The following is a 23,999-nucleotide window of genomic DNA, read 5'->3' as shown; positions in this document are numbered from 1 at the left end:
GTGGTGAGAATTGGGGTGAATAGCCTAAGTTAGTTGCTCGCCTCTTCATTGATGGCACTTTCCGCAATGGCTGAGAGTTTTTTGTCGGCTACTTTTTCTTCTTCCAAAGTTTGCTTTAATAAGCGAACCGCTTCCTTCTCGCCTAAGGTTTTGGCAAAAGACACAAGCGTACCATAAGTGGCTATTTCATAATGCTCTACCTTCTGGCTAGAAGCAATAATACCCGCATCCCGCACCACCCCTTCTTTGGTTTTGCTCATCGTCTCTTGTCCTTCTTTAATGAGCCCTTCTATGGCTTCGCATTTTTTGGCTTCGGCCTTCATACCTACTACCTCAAATACTTCTTCAAGGCGCTTCACATGCCCTTCCGTAACCGACAAGTGTTCTTTAATAGCCTCTACCAACACACCCGAAACAGCTTTATCGGCCATTTTAGGAAGGGCTTTGGTGAGGGCTTTTTCGGCATAATAAATGTCTTTTAGACTGTCTTCAAACAATTCGCGCAGTCCTGTGGCGATTTCTGATTTTGAGGAAGTTGCTTTCATGTGTTTAAAAATGTATGGTTGGTTTTGGGTAGTACATTCTAAAATATTGTTCCACCTACCCATGTATTCCTCACCCATTTGGGTATGCCGCCTCATTTATGACTATATAAAGAGGGATTTCTCTAAAGAGAAAGATTTTGCTATCCTCTGTCGAATTTTAGGATTGTAGAAGTGTTGCCACATCGGGCATCTCCCACCCCAAAACACTTCAAATAGTAACCTCATTATCAATGGAATACTTTTTTTAGACATTCCTAAACGTATACTACATCATCTGAATCTATTCGGCAGTTCAATCAATTAAAAAAATGGAAACAGTGAATGTCATTTCTTCTTCCGTAAAGTCAATAGGCTACGAAGGCACTACCTTAGAAATAGAGTTTCATAATGGTTCGCGGTATCGCTATTATCAAGTACCCTTACATGTATATCAAGGATTCTTAAATGCAGATTCTTACGGTCATTTTTTCAATAAATATATCGTAAGTAGCTATCGTTCAAGGAGAATGAGCAACCTCGCTGATAATACAAAATAAGTAAAATAAGATTTTAATCTACAACCACAGCTATGAATACAATCAATCTCTCACAACATCTTGAACCGGGTCTGACAGAAGAAATGCCCGTCACGATTACATATATACGAAAAACTTATGCCGGCTCTCAAAAATTACAGAATAAGGTAGCACTTATTACGGGAGGCGATAGTGGAATCGGCAAAGCCGTAGCCTTGCATTTTGCACGTGAAGGTGCTGATATTGCGATTCTGTATCATCCTCTCGAAGAAAAAGACGCGCAAGCTACTAGCCAACTCATTGAAAAAGAAAACCGCGAATGCTTATTGATTAGCGGCGATTTAATGAACCGCGACACGCCTGCCCAAGCCATTGACACTGTTTTAGAGCATTTTGGTAAAATTGATATCCTTGTCAACAATGCCGCTGTCCAAAAGCCCTGCGACGATTTTACGAAAATACCCGACGAACAATGGGAAGCTACATTTGAAGTCAATGTATTTGCTATTTTTCGCTTGACACGCGAAGCAATCAAATACATGAAACCTGGCAGTAGCATCATCAATACGGCTTCGGTAGTAGCCTATCAGGGCAATGGCTTTCTGATTGATTACTCAGCTACCAAAGGGGCTATTATTAGTTTTACGCGCTCATTATCGGGCAGTATCATAGGCAAAGGGATTCGGGTAAATGCCGTAGCCCCGGGGCCTATTCTGACGCCTTTAGTGGTCTCTACTTTTCCTGATCAAAACCTAGAAGACTTTGGGAAAGATACCCCTATGCAGCGAGGCGGACATCCCTGTGAAGTGGCACCTGCTTATGTGTTTTTGGCTTCCGAAGATAGTTCCTACATGACAGGGCAAGTTTTGCACCCCAACGGAGGCTCTATCATCAATGCCTAATAGCCGGCGTCCGTACTCCTTTTATGACAACCGCTACAAACATAATTTAACGTGTGACCCGCGCTGGAGTTTAAACGTGCTTATTTTTTAACCATTTTCAATAATCCTGCTTTTATGGGCGGAGCAGTGGCCGCTGTCACACCTAGCTTGAGTAGAATTTCTTGGGAAATTTCGAGCGCCTCCGCTCCCGCAAAAAGGACAATAGGCCAGCTATCCTCCGCCCGTAAATCAGACCTAATTATGTAAGCATAGTTGTTTTCGCGAGCATAGTCCGCAATCACTTTTTTTACTTTTTCTTCAATCACCGCAAACTTCTTTTGGTAAGTTAGTTGCAAATCTTTTTCAGAATTTGATTGAAATTCTTGAATCGATTGCTGTAAGTTGACCAATTCGGTTTCCTTGTCTTTCAGGATAAGAGGTGCCACTTGTCCTTTGGGCAACTTCTGATAGGCCTCCAATTTTTGTTGGTATTGAGCATACTTTTCTTTCAACACTTCTTGATACTTCGCAGAACTTCCCTCAATCTCTTTTCTTAAAAGCTGATATTCAGGAAAATTGTCGTAAACAAATTGCTGATCCATATAACCTAGCTTTAGAATTTGCCCAATCACCTGAGTTTGAACACAAATAACTGAAGCCAACAACAAAACGATAAGATTCTTCATTATTATGATTTAGTTTTTTGAGGTACTATTGGCAGGTGGCATGGAGCGCACAGGTGAGGTAGGCAAGGTAGCTGGATATCTGTAATTGCTGTAGGTTTTAGCATCTTGCTTAGGTTGGTCTAGAATAGTATCCAAAGTAGGTCTTAGATGCAAATACGTTTTTCTAAAACTTGACATAGAGGCACTGCTCGGTGCATACGTCTCTTTGAGGGTATCTTGGGGCGTTTCTGTATTTTGTAAAACTAACTCACGTTTTATCCGCTTTCTTTTCTTTTGAGCAGGCTTCTTTACCGCTGAAGGGTTTATATTGTTTTGAATTAGAGGTTCTTTTTGTGGCTCTTTCTCAGGGCTTATAGAGGCAGAAAGGTCTTTTAGTTTGGACAATTGCTCTTTTCCAGAAGTCCTTAACACTACCAGGGCCACTAGAGGGATTATGACCAAATACTTTGGCAATTGCCAAATTGAGGTTCTCTTTTTGTAAAGCATGTGGATTCTGTTTTTGAGAAATGAAGAATGATAGAATGGATTAGCGATGGATTCGACAAAAGCTCCTTGAGCATAAGACACCAAAAAAGCGGCATACGATTCTCTATTAGGAGCCTGCTTGTCGGCCAAATACTCATGCACTTCCTGAATCGAAAACTTGTAGAGCCAAAGCACGGGATTGAACCAAAAGAATGCCTTCAGTATTTCGATAAACAAAATATCAATACTATGCCACTGCTTGATATGGACCGATTCATGATGCAGAATTGTCTCAAAGCAATGCTCATAATCCTGATGCGAAATCACTAACCATTTAAAGAATGAAAAAGAACCAACGCTGGTCTTTTGGTCTCGATTATTTGGCAGCAAGATTAAAGTGTAATTGTCGCAAGGGATAAACTCTCCTTTTTTTATCAGAAAGGCGATATGATAAATACCCTTCAATAACCTTAAGAGCATATAAACGACACTCCCTACATAAATCACTTTGAGCATAAAACCCCAATTTACAGAGTCGGTTTGCGGAGTGGAATCCACGAGTAGGGTAGCTACATTTTGGGTCGTAGCACTCACCACTTCAGGAATAGCGGTAACGGTAGGATTAACCTGAATCGCTGGTAATACTAAAGAGATGACTAACGCTCCTAGTAGATACAGACGATTGAGCTTAAAAAAAGTATGCTGCCGTAACATGAACCAGTAGATGCCATAAAATAAAACCCAATAGAGATTTACCTTAGTAAAGTACAGAAGAGTGTCCATTATTTTTGACCAAGGTTGTTTTTCTTAACAAACTCCATTATTTCATCTAATTCATTGGCATTCAATTTTTTATCATTAAAGAAAAAGGATACCAAATTAGCCGCCGAATTTTCAAAGTAGTTGCCCATTAGCTGCTCTACTTCGTGCCGTTTATACTCCTCTTCAGTGATTAGAGGAAAGTATTGATGCGTACTACCGTAGGTAATATGGCTCACGATATTCTTCTTCTCCAATATTTTGATAAAAGTCGCCACGGTATTGTAAGCGGGTTTTGGGTCAGGCATTTGAGCTAATATTTCCTTGACAAATGCTTTTTGCAGTTTCCATAAGATTTTCATAATCTCTGCTTCTGCACGAGTTAATGACCGAATTTCCATGATATTAGGCTTTCGTAAATAGATTTGTTTTAGATGAAGACAAAGTTACTCCTAATAAATTAGTTGCATAACTAATTTATTAGGAGTAACTTTTAAGAAGTTCGTTTAAATACTTTTAATCCTCAGGAGGAAAATTAAACTATTCTTGATTTTATCTTAATTATCATTATACATCAACCACAACTGACAATCAACGCAGCCTCTCAAAAAACATTTAGCGATTTAGTGGAAATCAACGATTTTTACCATCAAAGAATTGGAGTATTTACTGTGTAGAAGCTAATTGGGAGCTGAACGCCAAGTAAATGAGTACGAACAAAAAAGACTTTGTTGTGACTCTACCCCGAATCTCCTCAAACTCCACGCCTTTAGGCTGGGGGAGAACTTAAGGGCTTTTGCCCTAACTTTTTTAGGTAGGGGGAGACAAGACTAAGCCATCCTGAAGATGGTTTACTACCACGACATCGGGTTTAGAAATACAAAACGATAGCTATCTTTACTCAGTCACTTAACTTCCAACCACCAATAATTCATGAAATTAATCGACTTTATTAAACAGAAATTAGGTTTATCACCTGAGTCAGTTGAGAACAACACTCCGATTATTGATAGAATTGGTTGGACTGGGCAAGATTTTGAATTTCTGATTGTAGGTGAAGTCAATGTATTATCTGATTTTGACCAGTTGATGACACCAAATTCATTTGAGTGGACAAAAACTCATAAAAACGGCTGGGATTATTACCAAGTTGGGCAAGATGAGTTTAGTTATTCTTTTGAAGAACCAGGCATACAAATGACGTTCAATGACGAAATTAGCTTTGATAAAGCCAAGAAAATTGGGGATGAAGTAATTCTAAATATCAATTCAACGGGGCAAAATGCTGAACTACTTATTGTGGATAAGAGAAAAGTTCATGGATTTAATTGACCGCTGAATACTAGGTCGTAACTCACTCTGGCAGTTGTTGTACATTCAGAAAATGACAGAAGCTACACCTCAACTCTCCCAACCCGAACTTGAAGGAGAAATTTACTACTTAAATGTACGTAAAATATCTGTACGCAGTAAGTAATTTGTACAGGTATTTTAGCACATTTACAAAAAGATTTTATTTATGAACACAACAACCAAAGAACAGGCACGATTTGACGTACGGCTTTCAAAAGAACAAAAACTTTTTTTTGAGAAAGCCGCTTACTTAGGTGGTTTTAGAAGTCTGACAGATTTTGTTATTCTGACAGTACAAGAAAAAGCGAAGGAAATCATAAAGGAAAAGGAGCAAATAATCCCTTCTGAAAAGGACAGTCAACTCTTTTTTGATGCAATCACCAACCCAAAGGCCCCCTCAAAAACCCTGAAAAGCGCTTATGAGGATTATAATAGCTATAATAATTTTATACCCCTTTAGGCAGCATCAAGTTTAAAAAGCTCGGTCTCAAAGCTCGTGTGATTATCGTTATAAGAGATTTCTTCAAAGTCATTCTGTGCTTGTTTTTTAAGTTCTTTCACGTTGTCATAAACCCTCACGCGGTCAATCCAACGGCGCTCTTCTGGCTCAAGTCCCGAAAACAGCAAACTGATAATTTTTTGTATTTTATCTGGTTGTTCATCTCCTGCCATTGAAGGAGCGCTTACACCTAGCACAAACGAGTTACTGACCATTCCGCCATAGGCTGGTGCTAAACCAAAGGCATCAATGGTAATTTCTTTTTCTTGCTGAAATAGTACTTTCAATTTTTCTACCAATAAGTCTTTATCCATGACAATAGGGTATTAGTTCCAATTAAAAATTCTTTGGCTGTTTTTTGGCTACATCCCTCTTCATATCTTCTTATTTCATTCCACTGGGATACCAACGACCATGCAGCATCAAAATCTGCATCTAAATTCTTTTTATTACTCAACTCTACTTGCAAGCCAGAAAAAACAACCAAAATAGGTAATTCGTGAATTTGAAGTTACTCCCCTCACTCCCCTCCCTTACTCACTACCATTTTCAAAAAATCTTCCCGAAAATTACTTCCGAGCGGCACTTCGCCTTTTTGGAGTAACAGCACTCGGTACGACTCTATAATACTGATTTTCTGAACATTGACCGCAAACGAACGGTGTACTCGTACAAACTGCGACGCAGGCAGCAGTTCCAACACCGAGCTAAACGTCTGCGTAATGTTGAAAGTGCTATGTTCGGTTACAAATTTCACCTGATTACCCTGTGCCTCCACGTAATACAGTTCATCAAAAAACAGTTTAATCAACTTACTGTCCGACTTTAGAAAAACAAAATTTTCAGGCGTGTTGGGTTGCTGTTTCAGGGCTGCTTTGGCCTTCTCAATGGCTTGGAGAAAACGTTCCATCGAAAACGGCTTCAGCAGGTAGTCGGTGGCAGCGAGGTCAAAAGCCTCGTAAGCGTGCTCTTTGTACGCAGTCGTGAAAATCGTGATAGGCTTGGTATGTAGGCTTTTTAAGAAACTAATCCCACTCATCACGGGCATGTTGATGTCCAAAAACAGCACATCCACCCTGCCCGTCTCCAAAATCGGCCTCGCCATAAACACATCCACCACCGAACCAACCACCTCTATGTCAGGCAAATGCCTACAATACCCCTCAATCAATTGGCGCGCCAGCGGTTCATCATCTACTATGAGTGCTTTCAGTATCATGTCAGCCTTAGTTTAACCATAAAAGTATTGTTTTTCTGCTCAATACTTAAATCGTGACGGTGGGGGTATGCCAGCTCAAGCCGTTTTTTCACATTTTCCAATCCCAAGCCACTGTGTTGTTCCAACGCATTTCGAGTCACGTTGGGGTCAAAACTATTTTGTACCGAAAAAAGGATTGTTTTCCCCCAAATCTGTACATCTATGGCAATTTTTATCGTCGGATTTTGGGTATTTTTTGAATGTTTGAACGCATTTTCCACAAACACAATCAACAGCATAGGAGCAATCGGAGGAGCTTCAGCCAACGATTCGGGCCAATTCGCGGCCAATTCTAAGCGTTCTCCAAGGCGAATTTTTTCAAAGTCAATGTAATTTTTGAGGTAGTTAATTTCGTCGTCGAGGGCTACCATCGTGGCTTTGGTATCATACACCGTATAGCGCAGCAAGTCCGACAATTTGAGCAGCAGCGGAGGCAACTTAGTCGCATCGTGTATCGAAAGCGCATACAGGTTATTGAGCGTATTGAACAAAAAATGGGGACTCAACTGACTTTGCAGCAACTTCAACTCCGCATCGCTCACGTTGGCCTTGGCTTCGGCGGTGGTAATCTTTCGTTCTATTTGGTGTTTGATAATAGTAACGCCCATCGTGGTCACAAACCCGAGCCCCATCAAGGCCAAATTAACGTATAACAATACCACAAAGCTCAAATTGAACCTCAAATAATTGATTGCCAACCCAAAGCCCAGCAAAAAACCTACAAACAATATCCCCAAAATTGTCACGGCGCGGTCTTCATTACGAGCGCTTTTGCTCAAATAATACTCCGCCATAAAACGCCCTGCCGCCGCGCAGCCTATCGTCAACACGCTACTTATCAAGGCTTGGTTCTTTTCACCGTCTAAATCTATGATGTGAAATGTGAAAAGCACCGCAAAAAATAGCCCTACCGAGCCCAAAACCCACAAAAAAAGGGTGATAACAATCTGCTTTGGTTTGCCAAAAATGAGCCAAAGTACAACCACCGAAAGGGTAAAAACGAGAATATTTCCAGCCATTTTGTTTCAATTTTTGGTCAAAAATGGGGGTTCTGTTTCATTATTTTTCTCCTTGACTGACAGAAAGGCTTTTTTGACTGACGAAAACTGTAAAATACGAATTTATACTTTTCATATCTCCCCTCGTCAGTCGATTTTCCCTTTTTATCACAGTAGCTGCCCTTTCTGTCCGTCCCCTTCTCTAAAAGACAGCCTCTTTCCGAGTTTTGTCAAAAAAACCACAAAGCAGCATGAAAAAGTATCTCCTTTTCTTTCTATTCATTGCCTCAACGACTTGGGCGCAAAACACCCTCCGAGGTGAAATCAAAGACCACCACAACGAGGCCGCCGTAGGAGCCAACGTCCTGCTGATTGCGTTGCCAGATAGCCAACAAGTGGCAGGTAACTCGGCAAATGCGCAAGGTAAATTTGAGTTTGCCAACCTCAAACAAGGCAGTTATTTTCTAAAAATTAGCTACCTAGGTTCAAAAAAATACCAAAGCCCCACGATTCGGTTGGGAACAGCGCCTATTTCGCTTCCCACCATTTTTTTACTCCCTGACAAAACGCAACAACTTGCGGAGGTCGTTGTCAAAACGACTCGTCCATTGGTGGTACAAGAAGATGACAAAACCGTGATTAATGTGGAAGCGATGAACGGCGCTGCCACGCTTTCGGCCCAAGAGGTGTTGGAAAGAACGCCCAATGTGCTGGTAGATCAAAACGGAAATGTCCAACTCAATGGTCGCAACAACGTGCTGGTGCTCATCGACGGGCGGCCTACCTACATGAGTGGCAACGACTTATCGACCTACCTCAAATCGCTCCCCGCCCAAATGCTGGACAAGCTGGAACTCATGGATTCACCTCCTGCCAAATACGATGCCGCTGGTTCGGCTATTGTTAATATTGTGCTGAAAAAAAATAGACTGTATGGCCTGACGGGCAACGTAAGTACCAGCCAAAGCGTAGGACACACGTGGCGAAGCTATAACAACCTAAACCTCAACTATCGATTGGGAAAACTGAACTTGTTTGGGGGCGTTGGTTTACCTCGCGACGCCAACCGTACGGTTACAACTTCTACACGTACTATCACCGAAAACACTAACAATCAACAATATAACAGCGAAAACATCGGAACAAATCAGAGTTTGGGAGGCACGCTTCGGCTTGGTTTTGATTACGATAAAAGCAAAAATACGGTTATCGGCGGTCAGCTATTTGTACAAAAGAGCTATCGAAACGACGGGGCGGTGTTTACTAATTTAATCAACAACGAGCCGTATTTCGGCACCAATCGAGGGCAATTTGACTGGAATAGCCTAAGTACCAGTCTCAATTTTACCCACAAACCCAAAAAGCCAGGCAGCGAGTGGAGCGGCGATGTCAGCTATCAACGATTTAAATCGGAAGGGGTGCGAAACTTTCAAAGCAGCCATGACGACAACACCCAGATTTTCAACAATATTTTCTTTACCCCCGCCACCATTTTCACCATTAAAACCGATTATCGACTCCCTATTTCCCAAAAAACAACGGTGGAAGCAGGATTAAAAACTGGTTTTGTCCAAAACACCAACGAAGCCGACGTAGAAAATAAGCTAGAGCAAAGTTTTGTGATAGACCCCACCAAAAGCAATCATTTTGTTTATAACGAAAACATCAACGCCGCTTACTTGAGCTTACGCCATACCCTCAACAAAAAAACGAGCCTACAAATGGGACTACGTGCCGAAAACACCAATATTGAGGGCAATCTGCTGCCTAATATCGCTACGACGGGCGAGCGGTTTTCGCAGCATTTTACGAATCTCTTCCCTACCTTCTTTTTTCGGCGAGCGTTAGACAGTTTGGGAAAACACAACCTAAGTTTCAACTACGGCCGCCGCATCAATCGCCCTAGTTACCAGCAGTTTAATCCTTTCCTAAACTACATCGACGACTATACCTTTACCAGCGGCAATCCTTCCTTGAAGCCTTTTTACCTGCACAATCTCCAGCTTCGTTACCAAAACAGCAGCGGCATAAGTGTAGGTCTAGCGGTGGATTTTGCCGACGGATTGAATGAATATTTGAACATTCGGGAGGGTGATGTATTTGTGCGTAAACCGTTCAATTTGGGGAAAGGCTATCGGTTTGGAATTGTGAGTAATTACAACAAAAAAATCAACAAGTATTGGACAACCAACGTGAGTTTTCAGGGGTTTCGTTTCAACATTCAAGGCACCGTCAATGGCGACCTAGCCGTGACCCGCTACGTTTCGTTTCGCTTCAACACGAACCAGCAGTTTAGTTTTGGCAAAGGGTGGTCGGCAGAATTGTACACCCAAATCTCAGCCCGAGACCAAGTATTTACCATGACGATGAGTAGTTTTTACTCAATTTATGTGAGCGTAGGCAAGAAAATCTTGAAGGACAAAGGCAGCCTTCGTTTGCTGATTGACGACCCGACTTTTGCCAACTACCGCACCGAAACCATGACCAATTACCAAAATACGACCCAATACCGCCAAAGCCAAAGCGACACTCGCCGCATTGGGCTGAATTTTAGCTATCGTTTTGGCAACGAAAAATACACCCGTCGCCGCCAAACCGAAGACGCCGCCGAAGAAGAACGTAGAAGAGTGCAGTAACAAAACATTGATGCAGCATTTTCAAATTGACACATTCGTACCATCTTTATGAAAACATCTGTCTTTAGGGTAGATAGTTCTTGAAATTTCCTTCTGAGTAAGTATTATTTTATGGGCTAAGTAATCTTAAGCCATCAGCTAATTCTTATGAAAAATTTACTCCTCACCTTTCTTTTTTTATGCGTTACCTTTCTGACAAAAGGTCAAAATCAAAGTTTGCTTGAAGACATAGTCATCACCTCCGAAAACAAAAAAACGCAGGTTTCTATTCATGAAAATGGGCAGTTACACCTCAATGTATCGCCCAAAAATGTTGCTAAATACAAAGCCGCAGGATGGGTACGTTATGGAGATTTTGGGGCTAAAGGTGATGGTAAAACCGACGACATAGACGCGATTGCGGCCACTCATGCCTTTGCCAATGTGCATGGTCTTTCGGTAAAAGCCAATGAGGGAGCCACTTATTACATCAGTGGCAAAGAACGCACCGCCGTCATTCGTACTGAGACGGATTTTGGCACAGCGGCGTTTATCATTGACGACACTGAAGTACAAAATCGTAATGCTTCTGTTTTTATGGTGAGTTCGGCACTCAAGCCTTTCAAATTAGAATCCATCACTTCCCTCAAAAGAAATCAGTCTAAGTTAGAGGTATCCTTGCCTAGTACTTGCTTGATTACGGTCACCAATGCCAACGTAAAACAATACATCCGATTTGGGCTGAATCAAAACAACGGCTCGTCGCAAACGGATATTTTTGCGGTCGACAAAAACGGCAACGTAGACATGAAAGCTCCCATCATTTGGGATTTTGACAAAATCACCGAAATCACCGCTTTGCCTATCGACGAAACGCCGCTCAAAATCACGGGTGGGCGTTTTACTACCATCGCCAACCAGGCCGAATCAAAATATACCTACTATAGTCGAAACATCGCCATCAGACGCTCCAATGTGCTTTTGGAAGGGCTGGAGCACCGTATCAAAGGCGAAGAAGACCACGGCGCACCTTATGGAGGCTTTATCAACATCGGCGATTGTGCTTATGTTACCGTCAAAAATACCCTTCTCACGGGCCACAAAACTTACAGCACCATTGGCGCAGCTGGCAAACCCGTCTCTATGGGTACTTATGATTTGTCGGTCAATCGGGCGGTGAATGTGTCTTTTGTAAATTGTACCCAAACCAACGACATCAACGACAATACTTACTGGGGTATCTTAGGTTCTAATTTTTGTAAAAATCTGCTCTACGATCAGTGTATTCTTTCTCGATTTGATGCCCATCAAGGAGTTGCCAATGCCACAATTCGCAATTCTACCCTAGGCCACATGGGCATCAATGCCATCGGTAGCGGCACTTTCCTCGTCGAAAATTCGACTATTTGCGGCCGAAGCATCGTCAATCTTCGTTCCGATTACGGTAGCACTTGGCAGGGCCAACTCGTGATTCGGAATTGTGTATTTGTACCAGCAGGCGGCAAACCCATCAGTGCGGATTTGATAAGCGGCTCTTATTCAGGGCAACATGATTTTGGCTACGTCTGTTATATGCCCGAAAAAATCATCATCGAAAACCTGAGTATCGATGACTCTCATCACCCCGAAAACTACCAAGGCCCGGCGATTTTTGCGAATTTCAACCCACAAATGAAAGATAGCTCTTACCAAGAAAAATTTCCCTACGTCAAAACCAAAGAAGTAGTGCTCAAAAATGTAACTACTACCAGCGGTAAACCCCTTAGAATCAGCGACAATCCTTTTATGTTTCGGGAGGTAAAAATTACGGAAGATAAATGAGTTGGCCTCACTTGTGGCCTACATTACTTTTTTAACAAAAACCTAAAACAACCATTTTTCTATCACTATCACATGTAAGTACATGATTCCTTTTTGCTTTTTATTGGCAAATTTTGTGATAAATAGATAAAAAAATGGACAAAACAAATACAAAAAAGTGGCTCGCAGTAGGTGCGGCATTACTCCTTCTAACAGGAAATAGCTTTTCTCAAAACGTCCAACAACAGGATTTTCAAACGCCCCCAAGCGCTGCCAAACCTCGCGTGTGGTGGCATTGGATGAATGGCAATATTACCAAAGAAGGTATCCAAAAAGACTTAGAATGGATGCAACGGGTAGGAATTGGTGGCTTCCAAAACTTTGATGCCAATTTGTTTACGCCGGTCGTCGTGCCCAAAAAGCTGGTTTTTATGACCCCTGATTGGAAAGAGGCATTTAAGTTCACAACACAACTTGCCGACCAAAAAGGACTTGAAATGGCCATTGCAGGTTCGCCCGGCTGGAGCGTGACGGGCGGACCTTGGGTAAAACCTGAAGACGCCATGAAGAAATATGTGTGGACAGAAACGCATCTCGAAGGAGGAAAAACCTTTGTAGGAAAATTGCCACGCCCTTCTGATATCACCGGAAAATTCCAAAATGTAGGTCTTGGAGCAGGCGGCTTGACAGGCGGATTTGTGGGCCAAAAACCTCATTTTTACCAAGATGCATTGGTCGTAGCGTATCGTTTGCCATCTGCCGAAAAAACATTGGTAGAATTAAACCCTAGCGTTAGTTCCAGTGGAGGAACTTTCACCTTAAAAGACCTCACAGACAACGACTTAGAAAAATCATCCATGCTACCGCCTACTTCCGTAGGCCAAGAAATGTGGATTCAGTATACTTTTGAAACTCCCCAAACCTTCAAAGCATTTTCGGTGGCTGGTGCCAACGAAAGCCCCTTGAGCGAATTTCGCGGTAATCCCGAAAATAGAACCCTCAAAGTAAGTGACGATGGTGTACATTTTCGCGAGATTGCCAAGGTATCGGGTAGCACAGTACCGTACAATACCGTTGCTATTACGCCCACCACATCCAAATATTGGCGCCTGTGTTGGACCACTTTGGCTCCTACTCCCAATGTGTTTGCTGCGATGGCCGGACGCCCCGCTGGAGAAGAAAAGCCTGAAGGCGTAAACGTAGCGGAGTTTGTACTGCATAGCGATAATCGTATCGATCAGCTAGAAGACAAAGCGGGGTTTACGCCTTGGAAAGAAGACGGAAAATTAGGAATGAGGAATGATAATACAGGAAAAACGGACGCAATCCAGGCCGAAGAAGTAGTAGATTTGACCTCCAACATGAGCTCCGACGGCACTCTAAACTGGACAGTTCCGGCGGGAAATTGGGTAGTGATACGACTAGGCTATTCGCTTACGGGGCGGCAAAATCACCCTGCTTCGCCCGAAGCAACGGGCTTAGAAGTAGACAAACTGGACAAAGACGCCGTAAGGCGCTACATCAATACTTACTTGGATATGTATAAAGATGCCACCGGTGGGCTCATGGGCGCCAAAGGCCTCAATTATATGGTATTGGATAGCTACGAAGCGGGGCATATGAATTGGACGAAAAGTTTTCCTGAAGAATTCCAGAAAAGACGCCGCTATGACCTCAAGCATTGGATACCTGTACTGACTGGAAGAATTGTAAAATCGGTGGAAGCGAGTGAGCAGTTTTTGTGGGATTTTCGTAAAACCATTGGAGAGTTGATTGCCGAGAATCATTATGATGTCATTGGAGAAGAACTAAAAAAACGCGGCATGAAGCGTTATACCGAGTCGCATGAAGGAGGCCGTATCTACTTAGCGGATGGTATGGACGTAAAACGGTATTCGGACATTCCTATGTCGGCGATGTGGACACCCGGAAGTTTGGCCGGCGGAAATGATGAAGAAGTACGGAGCGAAGCTGACATTCGAGAATCGGCGTCGGTAGCCAATATTTACGGAAAACCCATTGTAGCCGCCGAATCCATGACCTCCGTAGGAAGACCTTTTCAAGAATATCCCGAACGGCTCAAACGTACCGCCGACTTAGAGATGGCATCAGGTTTGAATCGTTTTGTGATTCATACGTCTGTGCATCAGCCACTAGACGATAAAAAACCGGGTTTTTCATTGGGACCCTTTGGGCAGTATTTTACCCGTCAAGAAACTTGGGCAGAAGCAGGCGGAAAAGCATGGATGACGTACTTGGGGCGTAGTTGTTATTTGTTGCAACAAGGCCGCAACATCGCCGATGTGTTGTATTTATATGGTGAAAACAACAACATTACGTGGATTTGCCGCGAAAAACTTCCGTCGATTCCCGCAGGGTATGAATTTGACTTTGTGAACTCATCCGCCCTTTTAAACGCCATTCAAGTAAAAAATGGGAAGTTAGTCGCACAAAGCGGCAATTCTTACAGTGTACTTGTGTTAGATGAATCGACAAAGTTTATGACATTGCCTGTTTTGAAAAAACTACGTGACTTAGTCAAAGGCGGAGCTAAAGTAATAGGAGCTAAACCCCTAAAATCACCTAGTTTGACAGACAATGCGGCAGAATTCCAGTCGATTGCCAACGAAATTTGGGCACATCCAAATGCCGCTGTAGAGACGTTGCATGCAACGTCTCTACCAACACCCGACGTCATTATCAATAAAACAACCAACAAAATTTTATATCGCCACCGTCAAACAGCCAACCAAGATATTTATTGGTTAAACAACCGAAGCGACGAAGCGACCGATGCTGAAATAAGTTTTCGAGTGGCGGGCAAAGTACCTGAGTTGTGGAATCCTGAAACGGGCAAAATCGAAAAGATTAGCTACCAAATCAAAGACGGCAGAACCATTGTCCCGCTTCGACTTGAATCTTGGGGGGCAATGTTTATTGTATTTGGGAATGCTACATCGCAGCGCTCATTTACCAAACCAACCACTACCGAAACCACTATTGCGACGCTTTCAAATCCTTGGAAAGTGAAGTTTAATGATAAAAATATGGTTTTGGATAAGCTTAGTTCTTGGTCGGAAAGTGCAGATACGGAGGTGAAGTATTTCTCAGGAACTGCAACCTACGAAAATACATTCTCCATTGCCAAACCCTCCGCAGGCGCTTCTATTATTCTTGATTTGGGCGATGTGAAGAATATTGCAGAGGTGATTGTCAATGGCAAAAATGTAGGAACCCTATGGAAAAAACCATTTAAGGTAGACATTACTTCGGCGTTGAAAGCGGGAGAAAACGCCATACAAGTAAACGTGACCAATACCTGGGTCAATCGCTTGGTAGGAGATGCGCAACCCAATGTGAAGCAAAAAACGACATTTACTACCATGCCTTTTTATCGCAAAGACTCACCTTTAGTTCCTTCGGGCCTGCTAGGAGATGTGAAGGTGATTGAGCGCAAATAAATGGGTACAATTACGACATAGTAAGAGGTGGGGAAACCCGCCTTTTATCATATAAATCCTTAACCAAACCAACATTTTCATGAAAACCGTGCGATTATTATTTCTATTGTTTTTAGCCTTACGGTCATACGTCGCTGTTTGTCAAAAACCAAATCCTATGATAAAGTTTTTTCCCGAAGGTACCACGCTCCACGGAAATATCCCTTACAACAACGATACTTTGTCTAAACACTTATTGGATATTTATTTGCCGCCTAATCCCAAAGGAAAAATGCCCTTGGTGGTGTGGGTGCACGGTGGAGGATGGTTGGTCAATGATAAATACGCCGATATGGGCTACATGAAAGGTACGATTTCGGAGATGATCAATAGCGGCTTTGCATTGGCGTCTATTGATTATCGTTTTGCTTCCCAGGCGGTGTTTCCTGCCCTTATTCAAGACTGCAATCGCGCCCTTTCTTTTTTGTATGATAATGCCGACAAATACGGGTTCGATAAAAACCGCATCGCATTGATGGGTTTTTCGGCGGGAGGGCACTTAGCCAACCTGATGGGCTTGTCCAAAAACAATAAAATAGATGCTTTCTTCATGCCCAATACTTCCAAAGCATTCACTTTCAAGGCAGTTGTTGATTTTTATGGCCCTTCTGACCTGGTTTCTCTCAATTCTAGTGAAGATGCCAAGTCGCCAGAAGGTATTCTGATTGGAGCGGCTCCCGTAGAGCGCCCTGATTTAGCTAAAATAGCAAGCCCAGTCACTTATGTTGACAAAAACGACCCTCCTTTTTTGATTATTCACGGCGAAAAAGACGAAAGTGTACCCAATCGTCAGTCAAAACTATTGCATTCGTGGTTGCGTGTATCGGGCGTGCAAAGCGAACTAATCATCGTCAAAGACGCACCTCATTTTGGTGTTATGTTTGACGCCCCCGAGATACGTGCCAAAGTGTTGGTTTTTTTAAAAGATAAACTAAAGTAAAGCGCCAATCCATTAAATAATCACTACCAGACGCTTTACCAGCGTTTTGTCTTGCACTCTGACCTTTACCCAATAACTTCCATCACTATCCCAAACCAACTATTATTTCTTATTTTATTTGGATTTATGATACTATCTTTCACAAAATAGACTTCTGACAATTAGTTTTGTATCTTTCATCAACAAATCACCAAACTAATGAAAGCAGTTGAATTTCACCTTCCTCAGGATGCTGACAAATCCTTTATCGTTTTCAGAGAAGCAGGCGATTTCTTTCCTGCACCTTGGCACTATCACGCTCATTATGAGTTTGTTCTGGTAAACAAAAGCACTGGAAGAAGAATGGTAGGCGACCATATCGGGTACTTTGGCGAACAAGATCTTGTATTTATGGGTTCGCTTTTGCCTCATGTTTGGGTCAATGACCCTATCTATTTGAGCCGCCAATCGAAACAAAAAGCCGATGCTACGGTCATTCACTTTACGAATAATTTTTTAGGTGAAGGCTTTATGAATATACCAGAAATAGAACGATTCAAGAAAGTATTGAAAATTTCGGAGAGGGGGATGGTCATCAAAGGCGCTACCCGTAAGAAGATCAATCAACTTATGAACAAAATGCACGAGATGAACGGTCTTCAACGTTTGTCGGCATTGTTTTCTATTTTTGACATCATGTCGGGCAATGCCGAATATGACCTATTGGCAAGCCCAACCTTTATGCAAAACTTTCACTACGAATCATCGCACCGCTTTCAGAAAATCAATGAATTTATTTTACAGAATTTCAACAAAGATATATCCCTGCCCCAAATCGCCTCGGTGGCGAGTATGGGCGTAACGGCGTTTTGTGGCTTTTTTAAAGAACAGTACCGCATGACATTTGTAGAGTACTTGACCACCGTCAGAATCGGCCACGCCTGTAAGCTTCTTTCTGAAAATGATTATAACATCATTGAAGTGGCTTACGAATGCGGCTATAATAGCTTGGCTAATTTCAACCGCCAATTTAAGCGGGTAAAAAATATGACCCCCAGCGACTATCGCCGCACATTAGATATCAGTTATTAAGGAGCGGAGGGCTGTTCGGGGATTTTGTTAAATGCTGAGTGCTCGATTGCGGGCCGTTACTTGCCAATAGCCCTCTACTTTTCTATTTTGAACCCATGCTACTTTTTCGTAAAGCGCCACGGTGGGACAAATATGAATAGGTAAAGCATATAATACGTCCCCGATTTTCAGGGTATTTTCGGGCAAACTATCTTTTTCTTTTACTACCAAATGCTCCTCGCTGTGGCTTTCGAGGTGGAGATGAGCCGCATTCAAAAAATGAACCCTCGACAAAAGCGGGTTTTCGGAAGCCACGGCCTTATGACCAAGGTCGAGGCAGATTCTGCCTTCAGGTCGCGAAATCACCCGCGTCATCAATACCGCAGCAGGAAGAAACTTCTGTTCAGGACAGTCGTTTAAGTATCCAAAATCCCAAAAGATAAACGTTCCTGGGCTACACTCTACGTTGGGTCTTTTGGCATGAAAAGGAAACGTAGGCGTTCCGCCTATTACGATGTCCAACGTACCGATTGATTCGGCCTTTAATCTATTCACCAGATGCGTCACCAAGTCAAACCCAGCTTCACATTCTATTTCGCGCAAAGCCAAATCTTGAGTATGTATCTGCCCGTCGTAGGCATGTAAGCCTCTTAGTTTCAAGCTGGGCAAAGACACAATCAATTTAGCCAGTTCAAGGGTACTTTCGTCGGGGCTGATGCCCGTCCGGTTCATGCCTATGTTAAGGTCAATAAACACCTCAAGTTCAATACCTTGCTCGGTCGCGACCTGAGCCATCATCAAGGCCGACGTTGGATTGTCTACCAAACAAGAAAAGGTAGTTTGGGGGTATTTTTTTATTAATTCAATCAGGCGATAGAGCTTTACTTGAGTCGGCTGATAAGCCAGCAAAACATCTCTGGCAACGCACTGTCCGAGCATTTCGGCTTCGGCAATAGTGGCGCATTTAAACTTCTCAATGCCCTCTGCGAGTAACATAGCCGTCACCTCCGCCATTTTATGGGTTTTTACGTGCGGCCTCAATCTCCTCGGGTCATCTATCATGCTTTTCAGCATTCGTATATTGGCCAATATCCGCTCAGGATACACCAACAATACAGGTGAATCCACACTATCCGAATTCTCTATTTCAAACCAATTATCCATAGATAAAAGTGAGTAGTCAACTCTAAAAAGTTAGCAGAGGTTCAATCACCTATTGAAGTCGTTGGATGAGTGTTAATAGGCTTTTTTTGCAAATTTCTTCGGCTTCATCTTCCAAGCAACTATAGCGGCACCGCCAAGTTTCATAACCTCCTTTTTGTTTTTCTAAAAAAGGTGGTACATAGCCCACGTTGGCATTGGCCAGAGATATCGTAAAATAATTATCTCTTTCTACTTTTTCTTTTAATGTCAATCCTGTTTGGGCAAAAAACTCGCCCGGAAGCGCGCCGATAATTCCCTCCCCAATCCTGAATGCCTGCAAAGGAGCGGACAGCTGGGCGGGGTATTGACTCAACAATAATTGCTCACGCGCATAGAGACTCCGTAAACCTTCTTCGTCGGGTATGATATGCTCATAATTGCTTGCCAATACTTTTTCCGTAGCCGTTGTTATCTCTTCTTCGGTGGGTTTATTGACTTTGAGCGACAGCTCTTCATAAACCACTTTCAACACTGGAGCACTCTCCCACTCCAGCCCTTCCAGTGCCTTAACTACCTTGGTAGCAAGCTCACTTCCAATCAATTCACTTTTGGCAAAAGGCTCGGTAGGATAACGCTCGGGATGCAAAAACTCCCAAATATTAATGTCACCACTCGTGCCATTGCTCATGATACCTACAAAATCCCCATCTGCCTCCAGCAACTCCTGCAAGGTAGCGGCAAAATATCCAAAATAATCAGCTGAAATAGTGCCATTGGGCCAGTCGCCCACATAGTGCAGCGAATAGTTGCCCAAGATGCTAATCCATTCATCGTTTAGGTCTTTTACTGCCAAAAAACTCAATTCAGGGTCTACGGGCGTATCGCTCTGAATGATGTAAGACTCTACCCCAAAAGGATTGGTTTTGATGGCATCGCCATCCCAATGCAGGGGATTAAATGGCTCATAATCAGGCTTCATTTGATAGCGACGACTAAGTACGTGCTCTGGTGCAACCGCTTTTCCAAACGCGATTTTGGCGGGTTTGAGATTGTTTAAGGCCTTTATCACCGATTGCACTATCAAGCCCGGGAGCTTGGTTCTGTACAAAACATCGGGCCCCGTAAGATGTACATCTGCTACCGAACCTGCCGCATGAGTGTGCGTACTAGAAATCAGAATATGCTCTTTGGAGAGACGAGTGACTCGGGTCAAGGCATCTTTTACTTCATCCACAAAATCTTTGGGCATGACACAAATATCCACGACCACAAACACGAGGGTAACGTCATCGTTTTGTAGTACAAGTGCTTTTGAAAAAAGTGGGTCATGGAAATAAACAGCATAATGCGGCACAAAATCGCCGTTGATGATGGTACCCGGAACGGGAGTAATGTCTATTTTGGCCGCCCCTGCTTTTAACTGTTTTTGACTTGCCGATTTCTTCATTTTTAAATTTTTATCATCCTAAGTGTTTAGCACAGTACATTTTCTCTAACAATAATCCCAAGACTAATCACCTCAAACCCCACGCCTTTAGGCTGGGGAGTAAACCAACATTGCATCTAAAAAGGGCTTTAGCCCTGACATTTTCAGGGCTACAAAACCTATTTAGCCCATGCTTTTCTCAAAAACCGTAGCCAATTTTTGCTAAAGATATTGTCGATATCTGTTTCTTGATAGCCTCTTTTACGCAAAATTTCCTCGTATTTCTGAAGGTCAGCGATTGAGTTTAAATCCCAAGGTGACTGCTCCGTACCAAAAATACCATCCAAATCGCTACCGATAGCTACGTGTTGGCTATTTCCCGCAATCTGACAAATATGATCCCAGTGGTCCACTAAGTGTTCGAGGCGGATGTCGAGCTGCCACGGATCTGATACTTGGTCAATAAAGCGTATGTCCATCGCCCAGCAATCAAGCATCCCACCAATGACCGCCCCTCGCTCTACCAATTGCTTGATTTGGGCGTCGGTAAGCTGACGCTGATTAGGTACAATCTTCCTGACATTGTGATGACTCGACCAGATAGGCCCTTCGTAGTGCTCCAACGCCTGCTCAAATCCAAGATCAGTCAAATGGGTGGTGTCCAAAATCATATTCAGCTTTCCCATTTCTTTCATCAATTCAAACCCCAACGGCGTAATCGCCCCTTCCATTTTAGTACCGGGTGCATACCTACCAGGCCCAAAATGAGAAAGCCCAATAGCTCGCAGCCCATAGTCGTAAGCTCGGTAGAGATAAGAAATATCTACCAATGAATCGGCCCCTTCTAAGCTCAAAATATACCCAATGGGCTTGGTGGCGTCGTCGATAGTAGTATCTTCCCACAAGCTGAGGTGCGCTTCCAAAGCGGGCCAGTTGGTGATTTGCACCATTTCTCCTAAGGCTTCCATTTCGCGGTACCATACCAATTGGGCTTGGGTCATGGCCCATGCTTGTTGGGGGCTGTTCCATCCGGGCAAGGCACTTCCGGGAGGCGTGTATCGCGCCAACTGCGTAGCTACCACTATACCGATTTTACCTTTTCGTAGCTCAGGCAAGCACACTGTACCTTTGCCTCGGTCGTTTTTGTCGCGCATGTGCATCTCTCGCTGACGTATTTCGGTCAATGGGCGAGATAGGTCACGATTCCATTCGATGGCATTCATCGACAAATCCAAATGAGCATCAAATATCAATCGACTCATACTTTTATTTTTTATTCATTGCCGAGACTTCCTCTGCTACGGTACTGAAGGGGTATTTATTCATTAGGTCTCTTATCTCAAAACTAAACTTTTGCATCAATTCTTCCCAACGCTCATGTTCGCCTTCGTTGTATTTATAAAATCCTTCTCCTGCTTTCATTCCGGTCGCCCCTTTTTCCAACAATTCGGTAAAAGACGAAGGTAAATCACTATCGGTCGAAAGCTCAGGATTCAAGTCCTTCATTACCATACCATAAGCGTAGGTTCCCATCAAATCCATGTATCTTAGATTGCCCGCAAAAGGCAAATAATAGCCCGCATCATTTCGGCAAGCTCTATCGATATCTTCTATGGTAGCGTATCCATTTCTGACCAAAAAGAATGCTTCCCGAATCAACGCACTTATCAGGGGCATTCTAACCCCAAAATCGCCTTGGATGACGTAAGGGTCTTTGCCCCAGTATTCAATGGCGAGCTGTTCTACGGTAGAAAGCAATAAAGCATCGGTGGTGTCGTTGCCCACAATCTCCAAAAACAGCGTAGAATAAACAGGGTCTACCCAATTGGTCACCATGATTCGTTGGGGATGACGAGCTTCTTTTTGTAATTCTGATAAAGCAATGCTTTCGGAATTGATTCCAATGATGGCATCGTCGGGTAAAATGATTTCCAGCATTTTGACGGCTTCTCGCTTTTCGTGTAGGGTTTCGCCCGTTACGACAAAAGCCAATTCGGCCTGTATATCTTCTATCTCATCTTCGAGCATCCTCATATTGCCCAAAGATGCCTCACTCATGCCGCGCTCACGTACTTCCTCCCAAGCCGCTTGGATGCGTTTTTGTGCCAACTGTGGATGCGAGGTTTTTAATAACACTAGATGCCCCGACATCTGTAGACAAACCGCCAACCCATAGATAGACGGATGGTTGCCGACCAACAGTATTTGTCCTTTACTTAACTTGCTAACCCTCATTACGTACAAGAAAATAAGTTTTTTGATTAAGAAAGACTTTTCAAAACTTTGTCAACAGTACTGATGGCCAAATCAATATCTTCTTCGGTGTGAACAGCACTAATGTACCACAAACCGCGACCAATCACCCTTACTCCTTCGTCGTGCATAGCTGCAATAAACCGCGCCAGCTTTGCTTTGTCGGCTCTTAGGGTATCTCGGTAATCTTTTGTTTGGGCGATTTCGGTAAACGAAATAGCAAACATCGGCCCTGGCCCTTCTACCAACATGGCATGACCATGTTCGGTGGCGGCTTTTCGGATGCCTTGCATTAGTTTGTTTCCCAGCTCAAACATCCGTTGGTAAGGTAGCTCACGCTCAAGTACGGTGATAGTAGCCAACGCCGCTGCTACCGTAGGGTTAGCGGCATTCATAGTACCTGCATGAATTACTTGTGCTTGCTCAATCAGCGCCATCCATTCTTTTTTGCCAACGATTGCACTAATGGCATAGCCACTCGCAATTGCTTTCGCAAAAATTGATAAGTCGGGCGTAATACCAAAATACTTTTGCGCTCCGCCGATAGACAACCTAAAACCAGTGATGACTTCATCAAAAATCAAAGCGATACCGTACTCACTACAAATCTCTCTTAAACCTTCCAAAAAACCTTCGTTGGGCAAAACGCAGCCGTTGTTGCACATAACAGGCTCGGTGATAATGGCCGCAATTTCTTCATAGCGCTCGGCTACAGTACTGCGTACCAACGCTAAATCATTCCAAGGCAAAATGATAAACTCATCTTCTACCCCTTCGGGCAAGCCTTTTGTCCAAGGAAAAACATTAGGATGCTCGCGGCTACCTAGAGCATCTATCGAAGGCGCAGATATGCCCCAACATACATTGTCCATCCAACCATGATAATGGCCTTCAAAACGAAGGAATTTTTTCCGTCCTGTTTTGGCACGCGCTACTCTGAAAGCAGTCTGCACGGCTTCTGAGCCATCCAAACAAAAACGCATCAACTCCGCCGACGGAATAAGCTCGTTGATTTTTTCGGCCAATTCTATTTCTTTTATATGTTGCCCCGCAAAAAGCTGTCCCTGAGCCGAATAAGTGGCTATTTCGGACAAAACCTCAGGATGCGAATGCCCCAAAATAAGCGGACCTTGACTGAGCGTAAAATCTAGGTATTCGTTGCCGTCTACGTCAAAAATCCTACTTCCAGCTCCGTGCGTATAAAACAACGCATGAGGGTGATTATACTTCCGAAATTCGGATGATACGCCACTTGCCAAAACTTTTTTGGCACGTTCTAAAAGAGCGGCCGATTGTTGATAACTTTTCATTTT

The 23,999-nt window shown here is 43.2% G+C and carries 21 protein-coding genes; 9 read left to right on the top strand and 12 right to left on the bottom strand.

Features of this window, described 5'->3' with window-relative positions; all coding sequences use genetic code 11:
• Positions 1-29 precede the first annotated feature (29 nt).
• A complete protein-coding gene (locus tag G563_RS0109755; protein WP_037326372.1) occupies positions 30-545 on the bottom strand; it encodes a YciE/YciF ferroxidase family protein in 516 nt (171 codons plus the stop codon).
• Between the two features lie 308 nt (positions 546-853).
• Here G563_RS0109755 and G563_RS37635 point away from each other — a divergent pair, with 308 nt between their 5' ends.
• Both G563_RS37635 and G563_RS0109750 read left to right on the top strand, forming a co-directional pair.
• Entirely contained in the window at positions 854-1,081 is a 228-nt protein-coding gene (locus G563_RS37635; RefSeq protein WP_084650818.1) for a KTSC domain-containing protein, read from the top strand.
• A gap of 32 nt (positions 1,082-1,113) precedes the next feature.
• Positions 1,114-1,962, top strand: a complete 849-nt coding sequence (locus tag G563_RS0109750) for an SDR family oxidoreductase (protein WP_028665156.1) — start codon at positions 1,114-1,116, stop codon at positions 1,960-1,962.
• 80 nt (positions 1,963-2,042) lie between these two features.
• Here the strand turns inward: G563_RS0109750 and G563_RS0109745 are convergent, their stop codons facing one another.
• Genes G563_RS0109745 through G563_RS0109735 form a run of 3 tightly spaced genes read right to left on the bottom strand, consistent with a single transcriptional unit; the run spans position 2,043 to position 4,252 of the window.
• Positions 2,043-2,627: an OmpH/Skp family outer membrane protein gene (locus tag G563_RS0109745; RefSeq protein WP_084650817.1), complete on the bottom strand. Its 585-nt coding sequence runs from the start codon at positions 2,625-2,627 to the stop codon at positions 2,043-2,045.
• Between the two features lie 9 nt (positions 2,628-2,636).
• The gene (locus tag G563_RS34220; RefSeq protein WP_051210869.1) at positions 2,637-3,875 is read right to left on the bottom strand and encodes a M56 family metallopeptidase; all 1,239 of its coding nucleotides are present in this window, start codon (positions 3,873-3,875) and stop codon (positions 2,637-2,639) included.
• On the bottom strand, positions 3,875-4,252 hold the full coding sequence (locus tag G563_RS0109735; protein WP_028665154.1) for a BlaI/MecI/CopY family transcriptional regulator: 378 nt from the start codon (positions 4,250-4,252) through the stop codon (positions 3,875-3,877). Before G563_RS0109735 ends, G563_RS34220 begins: the two co-directional genes overlap by 1 nt.
• 532 nt (positions 4,253-4,784) lie before the next feature.
• Here G563_RS0109735 and G563_RS0109730 point away from each other — a divergent pair.
• Positions 4,785-5,183 carry a hypothetical protein gene (locus G563_RS0109730; protein WP_028665153.1) on the top strand — a complete coding sequence of 133 codons (399 nt, stop codon included), beginning with the start codon at positions 4,785-4,787 and terminating at the stop codon, positions 5,181-5,183.
• Positions 5,184-5,370: 187 nt separating this feature from the next.
• Entirely contained in the window at positions 5,371-5,664 is a 294-nt protein-coding gene (locus G563_RS0109725) for a type II toxin-antitoxin system TacA family antitoxin (RefSeq protein ID WP_028665152.1), read from the top strand.
• On the opposite strand, the gene G563_RS0109720 is transcribed toward G563_RS0109725, so the two are convergent.
• From G563_RS0109720 to G563_RS36870, 3 genes are all read right to left on the bottom strand, one after another.
• Complete coding sequence (locus G563_RS0109720; RefSeq protein WP_028665151.1) at positions 5,661-6,017, bottom strand: hypothetical protein; 357 nt, start codon at positions 6,015-6,017, stop codon at positions 5,661-5,663. The two genes, G563_RS0109725 and G563_RS0109720, sit on opposite strands and share 4 nt — an antisense overlap.
• A gap of 206 nt (positions 6,018-6,223) precedes the next feature.
• Positions 6,224-6,922 (bottom strand): LytR/AlgR family response regulator transcription factor, encoded by a 699-nt coding sequence (locus G563_RS0109715; protein WP_037326333.1) that lies wholly within the window; start codon positions 6,920-6,922, stop codon positions 6,224-6,226.
• A complete protein-coding gene (locus G563_RS36870) occupies positions 6,919-7,980 on the bottom strand; it encodes a sensor histidine kinase (protein WP_051210868.1) in 1,062 nt (353 codons plus the stop codon). Before G563_RS36870 ends, G563_RS0109715 begins: the two co-directional genes overlap by 4 nt.
• Positions 7,981-8,210: 230 nt before the next feature.
• On the opposite strand from G563_RS36870, the gene G563_RS0109705 reads away from it, so the two are divergent.
• From G563_RS0109705 to G563_RS0109685, 5 genes are all read left to right on the top strand, one after another.
• The gene (locus tag G563_RS0109705) at positions 8,211-10,595 is read left to right on the top strand and encodes a TonB-dependent receptor (RefSeq protein ID WP_028665149.1); all 2,385 of its coding nucleotides are present in this window, start codon (positions 8,211-8,213) and stop codon (positions 10,593-10,595) included.
• 147 nt (positions 10,596-10,742) lie between these two features.
• Positions 10,743-12,395, top strand: coding sequence for a hypothetical protein (locus G563_RS0109700; protein WP_028665148.1), 1,653 nt, complete (start codon positions 10,743-10,745; stop codon positions 12,393-12,395).
• Between the two features lie 134 nt (positions 12,396-12,529).
• A complete protein-coding gene (locus G563_RS0109695; protein WP_028665147.1) occupies positions 12,530-15,835 on the top strand; it encodes a glycosyl hydrolase in 3,306 nt (1,101 codons plus the stop codon).
• Between the two features lie 157 nt (positions 15,836-15,992).
• Positions 15,993-16,814: an alpha/beta hydrolase gene (locus tag G563_RS0109690; protein ID WP_229598474.1), complete on the top strand. Its 822-nt coding sequence runs from the start codon at positions 15,993-15,995 to the stop codon at positions 16,812-16,814.
• A 198-nt stretch (positions 16,815-17,012) separates the two neighbouring features.
• The gene (locus tag G563_RS0109685) at positions 17,013-17,885 is read left to right on the top strand and encodes an AraC family transcriptional regulator (RefSeq protein WP_028665145.1); all 873 of its coding nucleotides are present in this window, start codon (positions 17,013-17,015) and stop codon (positions 17,883-17,885) included.
• Between the two features lie 27 nt (positions 17,886-17,912).
• Here the strand turns inward: G563_RS0109685 and G563_RS0109680 are convergent, their stop codons facing one another.
• The 5 genes from G563_RS0109680 to G563_RS0109660 form a co-directional block, all read right to left on the bottom strand.
• Positions 17,913-19,028: a D-TA family PLP-dependent enzyme gene (locus G563_RS0109680; protein WP_028665144.1), complete on the bottom strand. Its 1,116-nt coding sequence runs from the start codon at positions 19,026-19,028 to the stop codon at positions 17,913-17,915.
• A gap of 49 nt (positions 19,029-19,077) precedes the next feature.
• Positions 19,078-20,454, bottom strand: a complete 1,377-nt coding sequence (locus G563_RS0109675) for a neutral/alkaline non-lysosomal ceramidase N-terminal domain-containing protein (RefSeq protein WP_028665143.1) — start codon at positions 20,452-20,454, stop codon at positions 19,078-19,080.
• Positions 20,455-20,612: 158 nt separating this feature from the next.
• Positions 20,613-21,695 (bottom strand): dipeptidase, encoded by a 1,083-nt coding sequence (locus G563_RS0109670; protein WP_028665142.1) that lies wholly within the window; start codon positions 21,693-21,695, stop codon positions 20,613-20,615.
• A gap of 4 nt (positions 21,696-21,699) precedes the next feature.
• Positions 21,700-22,584, bottom strand: a complete 885-nt coding sequence (locus G563_RS34210; RefSeq protein WP_051210867.1) for a 3-hydroxyacyl-CoA dehydrogenase family protein — start codon at positions 22,582-22,584, stop codon at positions 21,700-21,702.
• A gap of 110 nt (positions 22,585-22,694) precedes the next feature.
• A complete protein-coding gene (locus G563_RS0109660) occupies positions 22,695-23,996 on the bottom strand; it encodes an aspartate aminotransferase family protein (protein ID WP_028665141.1) in 1,302 nt (433 codons plus the stop codon).
• Positions 23,997-23,999 lie beyond the last annotated feature (3 nt).

Origin of the sequence: Runella zeae DSM 19591 (genome assembly GCF_000423565.1) — a bacterium.
GTDB classification, from domain to species: domain Bacteria; phylum Bacteroidota; class Bacteroidia; order Cytophagales; family Spirosomataceae; genus Runella; species Runella zeae.
Note: the sequence above shows the minus strand (reverse complement) of the source record. Positions and strands in the feature narration are given on the sequence as shown.

Excerpts from the sequence above, each read along its gene's own strand:
- G563_RS0109755 (WP_037326372.1), bottom strand. The coding sequence starts at position 545 with ATGAAAGCAACTTCCTCAAAATCAGAAATCGCCACAGGACTGCGCGAA.
- G563_RS37635 (WP_084650818.1), top strand. The coding sequence starts at position 854 with ATGGAAACAGTGAATGTCATTTCTTCTTCCGTAAAGTCAATAGGCTAC.
- G563_RS0109750 (WP_028665156.1), top strand. The coding sequence starts at position 1,114 with ATGAATACAATCAATCTCTCACAACATCTTGAACCGGGTCTGACAGAA.
- G563_RS0109745 (WP_084650817.1), bottom strand. The coding sequence starts at position 2,627 with ATGAAGAATCTTATCGTTTTGTTGTTGGCTTCAGTTATTTGTGTTCAA.
- G563_RS34220 (WP_051210869.1), bottom strand. The coding sequence starts at position 3,875 with ATGGACACTCTTCTGTACTTTACTAAGGTAAATCTCTATTGGGTTTTA.
- G563_RS0109735 (WP_028665154.1), bottom strand. The coding sequence starts at position 4,252 with ATGGAAATTCGGTCATTAACTCGTGCAGAAGCAGAGATTATGAAAATC.
- G563_RS0109730 (WP_028665153.1), top strand. The coding sequence starts at position 4,785 with ATGAAATTAATCGACTTTATTAAACAGAAATTAGGTTTATCACCTGAG.
- G563_RS0109725 (WP_028665152.1), top strand. The coding sequence starts at position 5,371 with ATGAACACAACAACCAAAGAACAGGCACGATTTGACGTACGGCTTTCA.
- G563_RS0109720 (WP_028665151.1), bottom strand. The coding sequence starts at position 6,017 with ATGGATAAAGACTTATTGGTAGAAAAATTGAAAGTACTATTTCAGCAA.
- G563_RS0109715 (WP_037326333.1), bottom strand. The coding sequence starts at position 6,922 with ATGATACTGAAAGCACTCATAGTAGATGATGAACCGCTGGCGCGCCAA.
- G563_RS36870 (WP_051210868.1), bottom strand. The coding sequence starts at position 7,980 with ATGGCTGGAAATATTCTCGTTTTTACCCTTTCGGTGGTTGTACTTTGG.
- G563_RS0109705 (WP_028665149.1), top strand. The coding sequence starts at position 8,211 with ATGAAAAAGTATCTCCTTTTCTTTCTATTCATTGCCTCAACGACTTGG.
- G563_RS0109700 (WP_028665148.1), top strand. The coding sequence starts at position 10,743 with ATGAAAAATTTACTCCTCACCTTTCTTTTTTTATGCGTTACCTTTCTG.
- G563_RS0109695 (WP_028665147.1), top strand. The coding sequence starts at position 12,530 with ATGGACAAAACAAATACAAAAAAGTGGCTCGCAGTAGGTGCGGCATTA.
- G563_RS0109690 (WP_229598474.1), top strand. The coding sequence starts at position 15,993 with ATGATAAAGTTTTTTCCCGAAGGTACCACGCTCCACGGAAATATCCCT.
- G563_RS0109685 (WP_028665145.1), top strand. The coding sequence starts at position 17,013 with ATGAAAGCAGTTGAATTTCACCTTCCTCAGGATGCTGACAAATCCTTT.
- G563_RS0109680 (WP_028665144.1), bottom strand. The coding sequence starts at position 19,028 with ATGGATAATTGGTTTGAAATAGAGAATTCGGATAGTGTGGATTCACCT.
- G563_RS0109675 (WP_028665143.1), bottom strand. The coding sequence starts at position 20,454 with ATGAAGAAATCGGCAAGTCAAAAACAGTTAAAAGCAGGGGCGGCCAAA.
- G563_RS0109670 (WP_028665142.1), bottom strand. The coding sequence starts at position 21,695 with ATGAGTCGATTGATATTTGATGCTCATTTGGATTTGTCGATGAATGCC.
- G563_RS34210 (WP_051210867.1), bottom strand. The coding sequence starts at position 22,584 with ATGTCGGGGCATCTAGTGTTATTAAAAACCTCGCATCCACAGTTGGCA.
- G563_RS0109660 (WP_028665141.1), bottom strand. The coding sequence starts at position 23,996 with ATGAAAAGTTATCAACAATCGGCCGCTCTTTTAGAACGTGCCAAAAAA.